Here is a 14220-nt window from a genome sequence, read left to right as displayed (position 1 = left end):
TTTTTCTGTGCGGGCAAGAATTACTTCTTGATGCGGATAACCGGGGTTTCACCCACGGTGACGCTGCCAGACAGTTTGATCAGTTCTTTGATTTCGTCCATGTTGGAGATAACTACCGGCGTCAGGGTAGACTTGGCTTTTTCTTCCAGCAGTGGCAGATCGAATTCAATCACCGGGTCGCCAACTTTAACACGCTGGCCTTCTTCCGCGATACGTTTGAAGCCTTCGCCTTTCAGTTCAACGGTGTCGATACCGAAGTGAACGAACAGTTCGATACCGCTATCAGATTCGATAGAGAACGCATGGTTGGTTTCAAAAATTTTACCGATGGTGCCGTCAACTGGAGCAACCATTTTGTTGCCAGTTGGTTTGATAGCAATGCCATCACCAACGATTTTCTCAGCAAACACTACATCCGGCACGTCTTCGATGTTGACGATCTCGCCGGAGAGCGGAGCAACAATCTCAATAGTTCCGGAGTCTTTCTTATCATCAGAAACCAGAGATTTCAGTTTATCGAACAAACCCATGATCTTCTCCTAAGCAGTAATTTGGGCCGCATCTCGTGGATTAGCAGATTGTTTTTTCTTCAATGAACTTGTTAACCAGCGTCATTAACTCGTCCGTTGTCGGTTGAGCAAGAGCCTGCTCTGCTAACACCTTCGCATCTTCGAAGTTCGTGTTACGGATAATCTTCTTAATGCGCGGGATGGAAATGGCGCTCATAGAGAATTCGTCCAGACCCATACCCAGCAACAGAAGTGTAGCACGTTCGTCGCCTGCAAGCTCACCACACATGCCAGTCCATTTACCTTCTGCATGAGAAGCATCAATAACTTGCTTGATCAAGTTCAGTACGGACGGTGACATTGGCTGGTAGAGATGTGAAATCATATCATTACCACGGTCAACTGCCAGGGTGTACTGCGTTAAATCATTGGTGCCGATACTAAAGAAATCAACTTCTTTGGCTAAATGACGCGCAATAGTCGCCGCCGCAGGTGTTTCCACCATTACGCCGATCTCGATTGACTCGTCAAACGCTTTACCTTCGTCGCGCAGTTCCTGCTTGTAAATTTCGATCTCTTTCTTCAGTGCACGCACTTCTTCAACAGAGATGATCATCGGGAACATGATGCGCAGTTTACCGAAAGCAGAGGCACGCAGGATCGCGCGAACCTGGTCACGCAGGATCTCTTTACGATCCATCGCGATACGAATCGCACGCCAGCCCAGGAACGGGTTCTCTTCTTTCGGGAAGTTCATGTACGGCAGCTCTTTGTCGCCACCAATGTCCATAGTACGGACGATAACCGCCTGAGAGCCACACGCTTCAGCCACGGCTTTATAGGCAGCAAACTGCTCTTCTTCCGTTGGCAGCGCGTCGCGGTCCATGAACAGGAATTCTGTACGATAGAGACCTACGCCTTCCGCACCGTTGCGCTCAGCGCCATCAACGTCGCGGACGGTACCGATGTTTGCGCACACTTCAACCTGATGGCCGTCCAGGGTGATAGCTGGCAGGTCTTTCAGCTTAGCGAGTTCCGCTTTTTCAGTCGCAACCTGCTCCTGAACCGCGCGCAGTTTATCGATCTCTTCATTAGTTGGGTTGACGTAAACCAGATTGTTTACGGCATCCAGAATCAGATAGTCGCCGTTTTTCACCTGAGAGGTGACGCTACCGGTACCCACGATGGCAGGCAGTTCCAGAGAGCGCGCCATGATAGAGGTGTGGGAGGTACGGCCACCCGCGTCGGTGATGAAACCGAGGACCTTTTTCAGGTTCAGCTGTGCGGTTTCAGACGGGGTGAGGTCCGCGGCAACCAGGATCACTTCATCCTGAATTGCGCTCAGGTCGATAATGGCCAGACCCAGGATGTTGCGCAGCAGGCGCTTACCGATGTCACGTACGTCAGCCGCACGCTCTTTCAGGTATTCATCATCCAGTTCTTCCAGGGCAGTTGCCTGACCTTCGATAACTTCATGCGCAGCCGCGTCGGCCGTCATGCCTTTATCTTTAATCAGGGCTATGATTTCCTGCTCCAGCTCCTCATCTTCGAGCAGCATGATGTGCCCTTCGAAGATGGCTTCTTTTTCTTCACCGAAAGTTTCGCCAGCTTTAGTTTTGATTGCTTCCAGTTGCGCAGATGCCTTGGCACGACCGCTCAGAAAACGTTCAACTTCCTGATCAACCTTGTCGGCAGAAATTTTTTTCCGGTCGATGACGATCTCGTCTTCTTTCAGCAGCAGTGCTTTGCCGAAAGCGATACCCGGGGATGCTAAAATGCCTGAAATCATAACCCTACCTTACTTGTGACTGATATTTAAAAGAACCCGGAAACTTACTCGAGCTCAGCCATCAGTTTTACCAGATGCTCAACTGCTTTCTGCTCGTCTTCACCTTCCGCAGAGATGGTGACAACGGTGCCCTGAGTCAGGCCCAGAGTCTGCAGTTTGAACAGGCTTTTTGCGCTCGCGCTTTTGCCGTTGGAAGTCACAGTGATTTCAGAAGAAAAGCCTTTTGCTTCTTTAACAAACTGAGCAGCAGGGCGGGTGTGCAGACCGTTCGGAGCGGTAATGGTAACTTCTTGCTGGAACATTGTATTTCCCCAACTTATAGGTTTAGTGTTGTGGAACTAAAGTCTAGCCTGGCGACTGAACTTTAGCCTGTATTGTTAGCGCTGACGTTTCGATCGTCATTAAACATTATGCAGCGAAAGCAAGACTTGAACCAAATCATAAAATCGATTCAGCAAGGCTATTTCATTCACCGATTAATTTCACGCATCAAAATAATTGCTGGTTTAAATACCAGACCCAACGGGGTGAAGCAATGCCAGGAGGGGTAAAAGTTTGAAGCAGGCCACAAAAAAGCACCTGAAAAGGTGCTTTTTTACGCGTTATTAACATGCTGGCACTACTGTTGCAGCTCTTTTTCGGTAAACAGATCGGCAAACAGTGCGGTGCTCAAGTAACGCTCACCCGAGGACGGAAGGATAACCACAATATTCTTATTGGTAAAGGCTTCGTCTTCCTGCAGCTTGAGCGCTGCCGCAACGGCCGCACCGGAAGAGATACCCGCCAGAATGCCTTCTTCATCCATCAGGCGACGCGCGGTAGAGATGGCCTCTTCGTTAGTGATGGTGACCACTTTATCGATCAGCTTCAGATCCAGGTTGCCCGGAATGAAGCCTGCGCCAATACCCTGGATTTTATGCGGGCCTGGTTTGAGCTCTTCACCGGCCAGGGCCTGGGTGATAACCGGTGAGTCAGTCGGCTCAACGGCAACGGTGATCAGGTCTTTTTTACCCTTTGTGCCTTTAATATAGCGTGACACGCCGGTCAGCGTACCGCCGGTACCCACGCCGGAGATAAAGACGTCAACCTGGCCGTCGGTATCTTCCCAGATTTCCGGACCGGTGGTCTTCTCGTGAATTTCCGGATTTGCCGGGTTGCTGAACTGCTGCAGCAGCAGATATTTCGCCGGATCGCTGGCCACAATCTCTTCGGCTTTCTGAATGGCGCCCTTCATGCCCTTCGCGCCTTCGGTCAGCACCAGGTTCGCGCCAAGCGCTTTAAGCAGCTTACGACGCTCGATGCTCATCGTTTCTGGCATAGTCAGCGTCAGCTTGTAGCCGCGCGCAGCAGCAACATAGGCCAGAGCAATACCGGTGTTACCGCTGGTTGGTTCCACCAGCTCAACGCCAGGCTTCAGTACGCCACGTTTTTCAGCATCCCAAATCATGTTTGCACCGATACGGCATTTAACGCTGAAGCTCGGGTTACGTGATTCGACCTTCGCCAGGATGCGTCCATTACCGATACGGTTCAGTCGAACCAGGGGCGTATGACCGATAGTCAGCGAGTTGTCTTCATAAATCTTACTCATGGCCTGTCCTTAACTGTATGAAATTGGGATACCGACCCAGCATACCTGTTGAGCAGGTAGGGGGAAGTAAGGAATTCGCATATCTATATACTGCAAGGAAATAATGGGGATCAGTATGGAATAAGGGGCGGCATAAGCCACCCCTGCTTTACACATTTTTGCATTATTTCCATAACGCGTGCTTAGCACGGTAGCAGTCGACCCACATCGCCGTCGCGCCGCAAACGGCGACGGGCATGATGAACAGATTCAGGAAGGGAATCATGGTGAACAGGCTGGTCAGTGCGCCAAACTGCATATTGGCGACCTTCTGGCTGCGCAGGGCGGTGCGCATCTCTTTAAACGGTACCTTGTGGTTATCGAAAGGATAGTCGCAGTACTGAATGGCCAGCATCCAGGCGCTGAACAGGAACCACAGCACTGGTGCCACGGTCTGGCCAATGCCTGGCACAAAATAGAGGATAAGCAGCACGAGCGCGCGGGGCAGGTACCAGGCAAACTTCTGCCATTCGCGCTTCATAATGCGAGGGAGGTCTTTCATGATCCCCCATATCCCTGTGTCCGGCGGCGTCGCACCGGTAAGCCGCGCTTCCAGCTGTTCCGCCAGCAGACCGTTAAACGGTGCGGCTATCCAGTTTGCAATTGTCGAGAAGAAGTAGCCAAACACCAGCAGCACGGAGATCACCGCCACCGGCCAGAGCAGGTAGTTAAGCCACTGCAGCCAGTCCGGCACGTAACTCATCAGCGACGGGATCCAGCTCTCCAGCTTTGTAAACAGCCACCAGAACGCGCCGCCCATAAGAATAATGTTGATCAACAGCGGCAGAATGACGAAGCGTCGAATCCCCGGCAGGGAGACCAGTTTCCAGCCCTGAGAAAAATACCAGACGCCGCTGCGCGGGGGGGAAGAAGATGTTGAAACCATAGCCAGGCTGTACTCCTTTTTACACAACCAGTGGAATTGCCCGCCTATATTATCCACTTACTGAGCAATGACCAGTTCGGAAATGTTCGAAAAACCAGCAAAAAGCACGATTTCCTTCATCTTTATGCTGTGAATGCTCTGCACACACTTGCACTTGACGTAAACGGCAAATACTCTTAGTGAGTAAATGTTTGCCGTGGTGGCAAGGTGTTAGAACAACAGAGAATATAATGATGCAGGATTTGCGTCTGATATTAATCATTGTTGGCGCGATCGCCATAATCGCTTTACTGGTACATGGTTTCTGGACCAGCCGTAAAGAGCGTTCCTCGATGTTTCGCGATCGCCCACTGAAGCGCATGAAGTCCAGTCGTGACGACGATGACAGTGAAGATGACATCGACGGTAGCGATGACGACGGCGTGGGTGAAGTTCGTGTTCATCGGGTCAATACTGCGCCCGGCGCAGGCCATGGGGAGCATGAAGCGCCTCGTCCTTCGCAGCACCAGTATCAACCGCCGTATGCTTCTGCACAGCCGCGCCAGCCAGCGCCGCAGCCTGTGGAAGAGCCGGTGCGCCAGCCGCCGCAACAGCCTGTCTATCAGCAGCCTGCTGCGCCACAGCCGGTTCAACAGCAACCGGTACAGCAACCGGTTCAGCAGCCCGTGCATCAACAACCTGCTCAGCCAGTACAACAACCGCAGCAGCCTGTTCACGTACAGCCTGCGCCTCAGCCTGCTCCGGCCCCGCACGTTGAGCCTGAGCCCGTTGCAGAGCCAGAGCCAGAGCCGGTTGTTGAAAAACCGCAGCGTAAAGAAGCGGTGATCATCATGAACGTGGCCGCGCATCACGGTAGCCATCTCAATGGCGATGTGCTGCTTAACAGTATTCAACAGGCAGGCTTCAAGTTTGGCGATATGAATATTTTCCATCGCCACCTGAGCCCTGACGGTAGCGGTCCGGCGCTGTTCAGCCTGGCCAACATGGTTAACCCTGGCACCTTCGATCCGGAAATGACCGGTGATTTCGTTACCCCGGGCGTCACTATCTTTATGCAGGTGCCGTCCTACGGTGATGAACTGCAAAACTTTAAGCTGATGCTGCAGTCCGCTCAGCACATCGCTGACGAAGTCGGTGGCGTGGTGCTCGACGATCAGCGTCGAATGATGACCCCGCAGAAATTGCGCGAGTATCAGGACCGCATCCGCGAAGTTAAGGAAGCTAACGCGTAATCGCCGCGTTGACTTCAACTCCTCCTCAACCCCCGCATGTCGGGGGTTTTTTCTCATTGATGGTGCGATATGGACTCAATCGAACAACAACTCACTGAACTGCGAACCACGCTTCGCCATCATGAATACCTCTATCATGTTATGGACGCGCCGGAAGTGCCGGATGCGGAGTATGACCGCCTGATGCGCGAGCTGCGCGAACTAGAGGCGCAGCATCCTGAACTCATCACGCCGGATTCCCCCACCCAGCGCGTCGGCGCTGAGCCGCTGGGCGCTTTCAGCCAGGTGCGTCATGAAGTGCCGATGCTGTCGCTGGATAACGTCTTCGATGAAGAGAGCTTCCTCGCGTTTAACAAGCGCGTGCAGGATCGCCTGAAAAGCAGCGACTCTCTCACCTGGTGCTGCGAGCTGAAGCTGGATGGCCTGGCGGTCAGTCTTCTCTATGAAAACGGCGTGCTGGTGCGTGCCGCGACGCGTGGCGACGGCACGACGGGCGAAGACATCACCACCAACGTGCGTACCATCCGCGCGATCCCTCTGAGGCTGCAGGGTGACAACATTCCTGCACGTCTGGAAGTGCGCGGCGAAGTGTTCCTGCCGCAGGCGGGCTTCGAGAAAATTAACGAAGAGGCTCGTCGCACCGGCGGGAAAGTGTTTGCTAACCCGCGTAATGCGGCGGCGGGCTCGCTGCGCCAGCTCGACCCACGTATTACCGCGAAGCGACCGCTTACTTTCTTCTGCTACGGTGTGGGTATTCTTGAGGGCGGCGAGCTGCCGGATACGCACCTTGGACGCCTGCTGCAGTTTAAAGCGTGGGGCCTGCCGGTGAGCAACCGCGTTCAGCTCTGCGACTCGCCGGAAGCGGTGCTGGCGTTCTACCACAAGGTTGAAGAGGACCGTCCGACGCTCGGTTTTGATATTGATGGCGTCGTCATCAAGGTGAATTCACTGGTGCTGCAGGAGCAGCTGGGCTTTGTGGCGCGCGCGCCGCGCTGGGCGGTGGCGTTTAAGTTCCCTGCCCAGGAGCAGATGACCTTCGTTCGCGACGTGGAGTTCCAGGTCGGTCGAACGGGGGCTATTACACCGGTCGCCCGTCTGGAACCAGTGCAGGTGGCGGGCGTGCTGGTGAGTAACGCCACGCTGCACAACGCCGATGAAATCGAACGCCTGGGCCTTCGCATTGGTGACAAAGTGGTGATTCGCCGCGCAGGGGACGTGATCCCGCAGGTGGTTAACGTTGTGGAGTCAGAACGTCCTGACGATACGCGCGAGGTTGTCTTCCCAACCCATTGCCCGGTGTGCGGTTCTGACGTTGAGCGTGTGGAAGGTGAAGCGGTGGCGCGCTGTACGGGTGGCTTAATCTGTGGCGCGCAGCGTAAAGAGTCACTGAAGCACTTCGTCTCCCGTCGCGCAATGGACGTTGACGGCATGGGCGACAAGATTATCGATCAGCTGGTTGAGAAAGAGTACGTCCACACGCCAGCGGACCTCTTCAGGTTGACCGCTGGTAAACTGACCGGTCTGGACCGCATGGGACCAAAGTCTGCCCAGAATGTGGTTAACGCGCTGGAAGCCGCAAAAGAGACGACTTTCGCCCGTTTCCTCTACGCGCTGGGCATTCGTGAAGTGGGTGAAGCAACCGCAGCAGGTCTGGCAGCATACTTTGGTACGCTGGAGGCGCTGGAAAAGGCGAGCATCGAGGAGCTGCAGAAAGTCCCGGACGTAGGTATTGTCGTCGCCACGCACGTCTTTAACTTCTTCGCCGAAGAGAGCAACCGTAACGTCATCGGCGAACTGCTGGAAGAGGGCATTAAATGGCCCGCGCCGGTGGTGGTTAACGCTGAAGAGATCGACAGCCCGTTCGCCGGTAAAACGGTGGTGCTGACCGGCAGCCTGAGCCAGCTTTCACGCGACGATGCAAAAGCGCGTCTGGTGGCGCTGGGGGCAAAAGTGGCGGGCAGCGTGTCGAAGAAAACCGACCTGGTGATCGCCGGTGAAGCGGCGGGTTCGAAGCTGGCGAAAGCCCAGGAGCTCGGCATTGAGGTTATCGACGAAGTGGAAATGATGCGTCTGTTAGGAGAGTAACGTGGAGAAAGAGCAGCTCGTTGAGATCGCCAATACCGAGATGCCGTTCGGTAAATACAAGGGCCGCAGGCTGATTGATTTGCCGGAGGAGTATCTGCTGTGGTTTGCCCGTAAGGATGAATTCCCGGCAGGGCGACTGGGCGAGCTGATGGCTATCACGTTACTGATCAAAACCGAGGGGCTGACTCAGCTGGTGCAGCCCCTGAAACGTCCTTAACTTAAGCCTTCGCGGCGCGGGTCTCTTCCTGCGCCAGCTTTTCGGTCTGGCGCTTGTAGCGACGCGCCAGCACCGCGCAGACCATCAGTTGGATCTGGTGGAAAATCATCAGCGGCAGCACCATCATCCCAATCACCGAGGTCGGGAACAGAATGTTGGCCATCGGGATGCCGTTCGCCAGGCTCTTTTTCGAACCGCAGAATACGATCGTAATTTCATCCGCTTTGTTGAAGCCGCATTTGCGTGCCACAAAGACGTTAACGGCAATAACAATCGCCAGCAGGACGATGCTGACCACCACGATAAACAGCAGCGAGCCTGCCCCCACCTTGTGCCAGATCCCGTTTACGACCGCTTCGCTGAAGGCGGAGTAAACCACCAGCAGAATCGAGGTCTGGTCGGTTTTTGAAATCCATTTTTTATGCTTCGCCACAAACGCGCCGGTCCACGGTCGGGAAAGATGCCCCAGCACAAACGGCAGCAGCAGCTGCAGACAGATTTTGCCCACCTGCTCAAGGTTACCTTCCGCACCGTGCATGTTCATCAGCAGGCCTACCAGCAGCGGCGAAACGAAAATCCCTAACAGGCTGGATGCCGATGCCGAGCAGACCGCGGCCGCCACGTTCCCTCCCGCGAGAGAGGTAAAGGCAATGGCGGACTGCACCGTGGCTGGAAGAATACAGAGATACAGGAAACCGGTGTAAAGCGCCGGGTCGACGTTAACCGGCGCCCACCAGGCAAACAGCACCCCGAGGATCGGAAACAGAATGAACGTGCTGCACATCACCCACAGGTGTAGTCGCCAGTGGCTACCGCCCGCGATAATGGCTTCGCGGGAGAGCTTTGCGCCGTGCATAAAGAACAGTAGCGCGATGGCGGCCGTCGTCAGCCCTTCAAAAAACGGAACGAAACCGCCGCGTGCGGGGAAGAAAGAGGCCAGTAAAACGGTAACTACCAGGGTGAGCGTAAACGGATCAACAATACGAAATAGTTTCATAATGACTCCTGAAAACAGATGACGCTATTGTGCTTTTTTTCATTTGAGAAATAAAATTGATTTATTGCATCCATTCATGAATTAAAAAGATGAATTATTCACTCCGTCAGCTTCGTGTTTTTGTCACCGTGGCGCAGGCTCGTAGCTTTAGCCGGGCAGGGGAGATGATTGGCCTGAGCCAGTCGGCGGTTAGCCACAGCGTGAAAGAGCTGGAAAATCAGACTGGCGTCCGGTTACTTGACCGAACCACGCGTGAAGTGGTGCTGACCGAAGCGGGGCAGCAGCTCGCTCTGCGCCTTGAACGGTTGCTGGATGAGCTCAACAGAACGCTCAGAGACGTTGGGAGGCTTGGCCAGCAGCTTTCGGGTACCGTGCGGGTCGCGGCCAGCCAGACGATATCCGCTCACCTTATACCTCAGTGTATTGCCGAGGGAAGCCATCGCTACCCGGACATTGATTTTGTGCTGCATGACAGGCCGCAACAGTGGGTGCTGGAAAGCATCCGCCAGGGGGATGTCGATTTTGGTATTGTTATCGATCCCGGTCAGGCAAGCGATCTGGCGTGCGAAAGCGTACTCTCTGAGCCTTTTTTGCTGCTCTGCCGTGACGACGATCCGCTGGCCTCGTTGCCGGAGGTCAGCTGGCAGTCCCTGCAGCGCGCGAATCTGGTATTACAGGATTATGCCTCGGGCAGCCGTCCGTTGATTGATTCCGCGCTGTTGAATCAGGGCGTAAAGGCAACAATCGTGCAGGAGATTGGTCACCCGGCGACGCTGTTTCCCATGGTGGAAGCCGGCATTGGTATCAGCGTATTGCCCGCCCTGGCGCTCCCCCTGCCGCAGGGAAGCAGACTGGCCGTCAGGCGATTAACACCCGTTGTCGAGCGAAAGCTGATGCTGGTGCGGCGAAAAAATCGTTCACTCTCGGGGGCGGCGCAGGCTATCTGGGAAGTGGTGCGTATCCAGGCACAACGATTAACCGAAGCCCGCATACGCGACCCACTGTTTAACGCATCAGAAGATCAGATGTAGATATCAATCTGATTATTGTCTGACGGGCTATTCACACCTTCCACTTTGCCCAGTTTTTGTTCCTGCTTCTTCTGGGCCTCTTCGGCCTGCTGGCGCTGCAGCGCCGCGAGCTGAGCCTGCAGCACTTTGAGCTGGGTCTGAATAAGTTCCTGCTGCTTTTTCTTCTCGTCGGTGCTGATGGGGCTGTTCGACAGCTCTTTTAACTGCTGGGTCAGTTTTTTAATCTTGTCGAGAATGCGGGTGATTTGCGCAGAGATATCGTTACTGCTCGAAGTTCCACTCGCGCCGCTGGTTTGAATCTGTTGGGTTGAAGCCTGAATGGTCGTCATACTTTTTCCTCGCGTTATAAAACAGAGGTATCGGCACCAATGGGATTAGCTTGAGAAAAACTGCCATATCTGGCAGGGAGTTGCATCGATACACAATCAGTATTGATTGCGACGTTGAAGGCAGGGAAGTAGACAAACTGCGGATAGCAAAAAGGCGCCTTTAGGGCGCCTTTTTACATTGGTGGGTCGTGCAGGATTCGAACCTGCGACCAATTGATTAAAAGTCAACTGCTCTACCAACTGAGCTAACGACCCGAAATGGTGGGCGATGACGGGCTCGAACCGCCGACCCCCTCCGTGTAAAGGAGATGCTCTACCAACTGAGCTAATCGCCCATTTCGGAACTGCTGCGATAAGGTGAGAATGGTGGGCGATGACGGGCTCGAACCGCCGACCCCCTCCGTGTAAAGGAGATGCTCTACCAACTGAGCTAATCGCCCAATCTCAATTCTTATCTACACTGCGGGTCTACCGAAGTAGATGGTGGGTGATGACGGGCTCGAACCGCCGACCCCCTCCGTGTAAAGGAGATGCTCTACCAACTGAGCTAATCACCCCCGCTGTGTGGAGTCGCATTATAGGGAGAGTTGAAAATGAGTCAACGCATTTTCTAAAGTTTTTATTCGTTCGTCGTAAAATTAAGCAAAACGATCGCGAAACGGGCTGTGGCGCATGATTTCTAAACAAAAATCGCAAACTCGGTCACGATAAAGGGATCAACATTGAGGAATCCCCCCACAGTGATAGAATATTGCCCATCGTTTTTTCCCCAGGATTTGCCGATTGCCGGCATCTTTATAACGTAAGGCCATTTCATGAAAATCAAAACTCGCTTCGCGCCGAGCCCGACAGGCTATCTGCACGTCGGTGGTGCACGTACCGCTCTCTATTCCTGGCTTTTCGCACGCCACAACAAAGGTGAGTTCGTGCTGCGTATTGAAGACACCGATCTTGAGCGCTCCACGCCGGAAGCAATTGAAGCCATTATGGATGGGATGAACTGGCTGAATCTGGAATGGGACGAAGGCCCTTATTTCCAGACCAAACGCTTTGACCGCTATAACGCCGTCATTGATGAAATGCTGGTCGCGGGCACGGCGTATAAGTGCTATTGCTCCAAAGAGCGTCTGGATGCGCTGCGCGAAGAGCAGATGGCGAATGGTGAAAAGCCGCGTTATGACGGCCGCTGCCGCCATGACCACAGCGAGCATGCTGCTGATGAGCCTTGCGTTGTGCGTTTTGCTAACCCGCAAGAGGGGTCTGTGATCTTTGACGACCAGATCCGTGGCCCGATCGAATTCAGCAACCAGGAGCTGGACGATCTGATCATCCGCCGCACCGATGGTTCCCCAACCTACAACTTCTGCGTGGTGGTTGACGACTGGGATATGGAAATTACTCACGTTGTCCGTGGTGAAGACCACATCAACAACACGCCACGTCAGATCAACATCCTGAAGGCGCTGAACGCCCCTGTGCCTGTTTATGCGCACGTCTCCATGATCAACGGCGACGACGGGAAAAAGCTGTCTAAACGTCACGGCGCGGTCAGCGTCATGCAGTATCGCGACGACGGTTATCTGCCAGAAGCGCTGCTGAACTATCTGGTGCGTCTGGGCTGGGCTCACGGTGACCAGGAGATCTTCAGCCGTGAAGAGATGATCGAACTGTTCTCTCTGAGCTCTGTCAGCAAATCAGCGAGCGCGTTTAATACCGACAAGCTCCAGTGGCTGAACCATCACTACATCAATACCATGCAGCCAGAATATGTAGCGACTTACCTGCAGTGGCACATTGAGCAGGCAAATATTGATACCCGCACTGGCCCTGAGCTGGCGGATCTGGTGAAACTGCTCGGCGAGCGCTGCAAAACTCTGAAAGAGATTGCTGAAAGCTGCCGCTACTTCTATGAAGAGTTTGCTGAGTTCGACGCGGACGCCGCGAAGAAACACCTCCGTCCGGTTGCGCGTCAGCCGCTGGAAGTGGTGCGTGACAAGCTGGCTGCGCTCACCGAATGGACCGCTGAGAATGTGCATCACGCCATTCAGGCGACGGCGGACGAGCTGGAAATCGGCATGGGTAAAGTCGGTATGCCACTGCGCGTTGCGGTGACCGGTGCGGGTCAGTCTCCGGCGCTGGACGTAACGGTTCATGCCATCGGCAAATCACGCAGCGTTTCGCGCATTAACAAGGCGCTGGACTTTATCGCTGAACGAGAAAATCAGCAGTAATAACGTCTCAGATAAAACAAACGGCAGGGGAACCTGCCGTTTTTTTATGCTTCTTCTCCTGCTATCCCCAGACGCTTAAGAAATCCGTGTATGCCTTCGCGCTTCAATAACGCATCCAGACGCTTCTGCTCCGGCTTAGTCATACTCTCCAGCGTCTCAATAATGCCCGGATACAGGTTTGAAGAGGGGGTATTGTAGGAAGACTTGGCCTCCGCGAGATGGTAAACCTCGTGAGGGGTGCGAATTGCCGGGAGGCTCATAATATGTTCCTTCACGCGCGCATCGACATGAATGAGTCGCGCGCGACCGCCTTTCACGCCGTTGAGCCCTTCGGTTTTCCATCCCTGCTGGCGTATCCAACGATTAACCGTTTGCCTGGCGACGCCCAAACTCTCCGCCAGCTCTTCCGTGGTCATTTTGCTCCGTAATCTTTTCATATCAGTCCCGATCGCGAATCCCTAAACGTTGCAATAATCCGGTGATCCCTTCCCGCAGTAATAGCGATGTCATCTGCTTCTGCTCTTCCGGCGTCATTTCATTGGCTAGCGTCAGGAGCAGGGTGTGAAGTGAACTATCATGACTGACGCCTTCTGGCAGTTCGGATGTTTCGCTTGCCCGACGTGCACTGCGGATAAATTCACGGACTTTTTCGTTCACATGTACCAGACGCGCTTTCCCGCCCTGGACGCCTGGCTTTGGTGACGTAATCCAACCCTCTTTGCGTACCCATTTATTGATGGTCTGTCGGCTATAGCCAGTGAGGAGGGCTAACTCTTCTGGCGTCATTCGTTCCTTGATCATGCAATTTCCTGAATATCTGTGGGGTTAATTAGCGGCTCATTTTATAGCACCCTTTAACGTGAAAACGTGACAGGCTTAACTCCTGACTGCGAGCAGGCTCGCAAAGTGATTCATTTGCATGATTTTTCGGCGATTGAATAGCTGGAATTGATTTTGCCGTTGACACTCCGCAGCGGAATTCATATTATGCCGCCCGTCAACATGACAGCTTTACGATGGGGCTATAGCTCAGCTGGGAGAGCGCTTGCATGGCATGCAAGAGGTCAGCGGTTCGATCCCGCTTAGCTCCACCAAACTCTGAACCCAACAGAGTGCGGTCAGTAAAGTCATATGTGGGGCTATAGCTCAGCTGGGAGAGCGCTTGCATGGCATGCAAGAGGTCAGCGGTTCGATCCCGCTTAGCTCCACCAAAATTGTAAACCCTCGTCGAATGACGGGGGTTTTTTTTTATCTGTTTGTAACGCCCTTTACCGCATTTTGTTA

At 53.9% G+C, this 14220-nt stretch carries 14 protein-coding genes and 6 tRNA genes; 7 read left to right on the top strand and 13 right to left on the bottom strand.

The genetic code is table 11. The annotated features are described in order from the left end of the window. Nucleotides 1-20: 20 nt before the first annotated feature. The 5 genes from crr to cysZ form a co-directional block, all read right to left on the bottom strand. Entirely contained in the window at nucleotides 21-530 is a 510-nt protein-coding gene (gene crr / locus ELK40_RS16475) for a PTS glucose transporter subunit IIA (RefSeq protein WP_003861316.1), read from the bottom strand. Nucleotides 531-570: 40 nt separating this feature from the next. Further along, nucleotides 571-2298 carry a phosphoenolpyruvate-protein phosphotransferase PtsI gene (gene ptsI, locus ELK40_RS16470; protein WP_023332954.1) on the bottom strand — a complete coding sequence of 576 codons (1728 nt, stop codon included), beginning with the start codon at nucleotides 2296-2298 and terminating at the stop codon, nucleotides 571-573. Between the two features lie 44 nt (nucleotides 2299-2342). Then, nucleotides 2343-2600 carry a phosphocarrier protein Hpr gene (ptsH, locus tag ELK40_RS16465; protein WP_045909449.1) on the bottom strand — a complete coding sequence of 86 codons (258 nt, stop codon included), beginning with the start codon at nucleotides 2598-2600 and terminating at the stop codon, nucleotides 2343-2345. 317 nt (nucleotides 2601-2917) lie between these two features. After that, nucleotides 2918-3889, bottom strand: coding sequence for a cysteine synthase A (gene cysK / locus ELK40_RS16450; RefSeq protein WP_014884739.1), 972 nt, complete (start codon nucleotides 3887-3889; stop codon nucleotides 2918-2920). Between the two features lie 163 nt (nucleotides 3890-4052). Beyond that, a complete protein-coding gene (cysZ, locus tag ELK40_RS16445) occupies nucleotides 4053-4814 on the bottom strand; it encodes a sulfate transporter CysZ (protein WP_111965203.1) in 762 nt (253 codons plus the stop codon). Nucleotides 4815-5044: 230 nt separating this feature from the next. On the opposite strand from cysZ, the gene zipA reads away from it, so the two are divergent. The 3 genes from zipA (at nucleotide 5045) to ELK40_RS16430 (ending at nucleotide 8348) form a co-directional block, all read left to right on the top strand. Continuing rightward, on the top strand, nucleotides 5045-6046 hold the full coding sequence (gene zipA / locus ELK40_RS16440; RefSeq protein WP_127731886.1) for a cell division protein ZipA: 1002 nt from the start codon (nucleotides 5045-5047) through the stop codon (nucleotides 6044-6046). A gap of 69 nt (nucleotides 6047-6115) precedes the next feature. Next, the gene (gene ligA, locus ELK40_RS16435; RefSeq protein ID WP_127731884.1) at nucleotides 6116-8131 is read left to right on the top strand and encodes an NAD-dependent DNA ligase LigA; all 2016 of its coding nucleotides are present in this window, start codon (nucleotides 6116-6118) and stop codon (nucleotides 8129-8131) included. A gap of 1 nt (nucleotide 8132) precedes the next feature. Next, on the top strand, nucleotides 8133-8348 hold the full coding sequence (locus ELK40_RS16430; protein WP_003861328.1) for a DUF3820 family protein: 216 nt from the start codon (nucleotides 8133-8135) through the stop codon (nucleotides 8346-8348). Between the two features lies 1 nt (nucleotide 8349). Here the strand turns inward: ELK40_RS16430 and ELK40_RS16425 are convergent, their stop codons facing one another. Continuing rightward, nucleotides 8350-9345, bottom strand: a complete 996-nt coding sequence (locus ELK40_RS16425; RefSeq protein ID WP_111965206.1) for a bile acid:sodium symporter family protein — start codon at nucleotides 9343-9345, stop codon at nucleotides 8350-8352. Between the two features lie 89 nt (nucleotides 9346-9434). On the opposite strand from ELK40_RS16425, the gene ELK40_RS16420 reads away from it, so the two are divergent. Next, the gene (locus ELK40_RS16420; protein ID WP_127731882.1) at nucleotides 9435-10376 is read left to right on the top strand and encodes a LysR family transcriptional regulator; all 942 of its coding nucleotides are present in this window, start codon (nucleotides 9435-9437) and stop codon (nucleotides 10374-10376) included. Here ELK40_RS16420 and ELK40_RS16415 read toward each other — a convergent pair. The 5 genes from ELK40_RS16415 to ELK40_RS16395 form a co-directional block, all read right to left on the bottom strand. Continuing rightward, nucleotides 10367-10705 (bottom strand): FlxA-like family protein, encoded by a 339-nt coding sequence (locus tag ELK40_RS16415; protein ID WP_111965208.1) that lies wholly within the window; start codon nucleotides 10703-10705, stop codon nucleotides 10367-10369. The genes ELK40_RS16420 and ELK40_RS16415 overlap by 10 nt on opposite strands. Before the next feature lie 179 nt (nucleotides 10706-10884). After that, nucleotides 10885-10960 (bottom strand) — tRNA-Lys (locus ELK40_RS16410). Between the two features lie 4 nt (nucleotides 10961-10964). Then, nucleotides 10965-11040: transfer RNA gene (locus ELK40_RS16405), tRNA-Val, on the bottom strand. A gap of 29 nt (nucleotides 11041-11069) precedes the next feature. Continuing rightward, a tRNA-Val gene (locus ELK40_RS16400) sits at nucleotides 11070-11145 on the bottom strand. 41 nt (nucleotides 11146-11186) lie between these two features. Next, nucleotides 11187-11262, bottom strand: a tRNA-Val gene (locus ELK40_RS16395). Between the two features lie 258 nt (nucleotides 11263-11520). Here ELK40_RS16395 and gltX point away from each other — a divergent pair. Continuing rightward, nucleotides 11521-12936 (top strand): glutamate--tRNA ligase, encoded by a 1416-nt coding sequence (gene gltX / locus ELK40_RS16390; protein ID WP_127731880.1) that lies wholly within the window; start codon nucleotides 11521-11523, stop codon nucleotides 12934-12936. A 44-nt stretch (nucleotides 12937-12980) separates the two neighbouring features. Here the strand turns inward: gltX and ELK40_RS16385 are convergent, their stop codons facing one another. Beyond that, nucleotides 12981-13373, bottom strand: coding sequence for a YfeC-like transcriptional regulator (locus ELK40_RS16385; RefSeq protein ID WP_127731878.1), 393 nt, complete (start codon nucleotides 13371-13373; stop codon nucleotides 12981-12983). Nucleotide 13374: 1 nt separating this feature from the next. Beyond that, the gene (locus ELK40_RS16380) at nucleotides 13375-13737 is read right to left on the bottom strand and encodes a YfeC-like transcriptional regulator (protein WP_115875947.1); all 363 of its coding nucleotides are present in this window, start codon (nucleotides 13735-13737) and stop codon (nucleotides 13375-13377) included. A 217-nt stretch (nucleotides 13738-13954) separates the two neighbouring features. On the opposite strand from ELK40_RS16380, the gene ELK40_RS16375 reads away from it, so the two are divergent. Further along, nucleotides 13955-14030 (top strand) — tRNA-Ala (locus tag ELK40_RS16375). Between the two features lie 41 nt (nucleotides 14031-14071). Continuing rightward, a tRNA-Ala gene (locus ELK40_RS16370) sits at nucleotides 14072-14147 on the top strand. Nucleotides 14148-14220 lie beyond the last annotated feature (73 nt).

The organism is Enterobacter sp. N18-03635 (assembly GCF_004006055.1).
Classification (GTDB): domain Bacteria; phylum Pseudomonadota; class Gammaproteobacteria; order Enterobacterales; family Enterobacteriaceae; genus Enterobacter; species Enterobacter vonholyi.
Note: the sequence above shows the minus strand (reverse complement) of the source record. Positions and strands in the feature narration are given on the sequence as shown.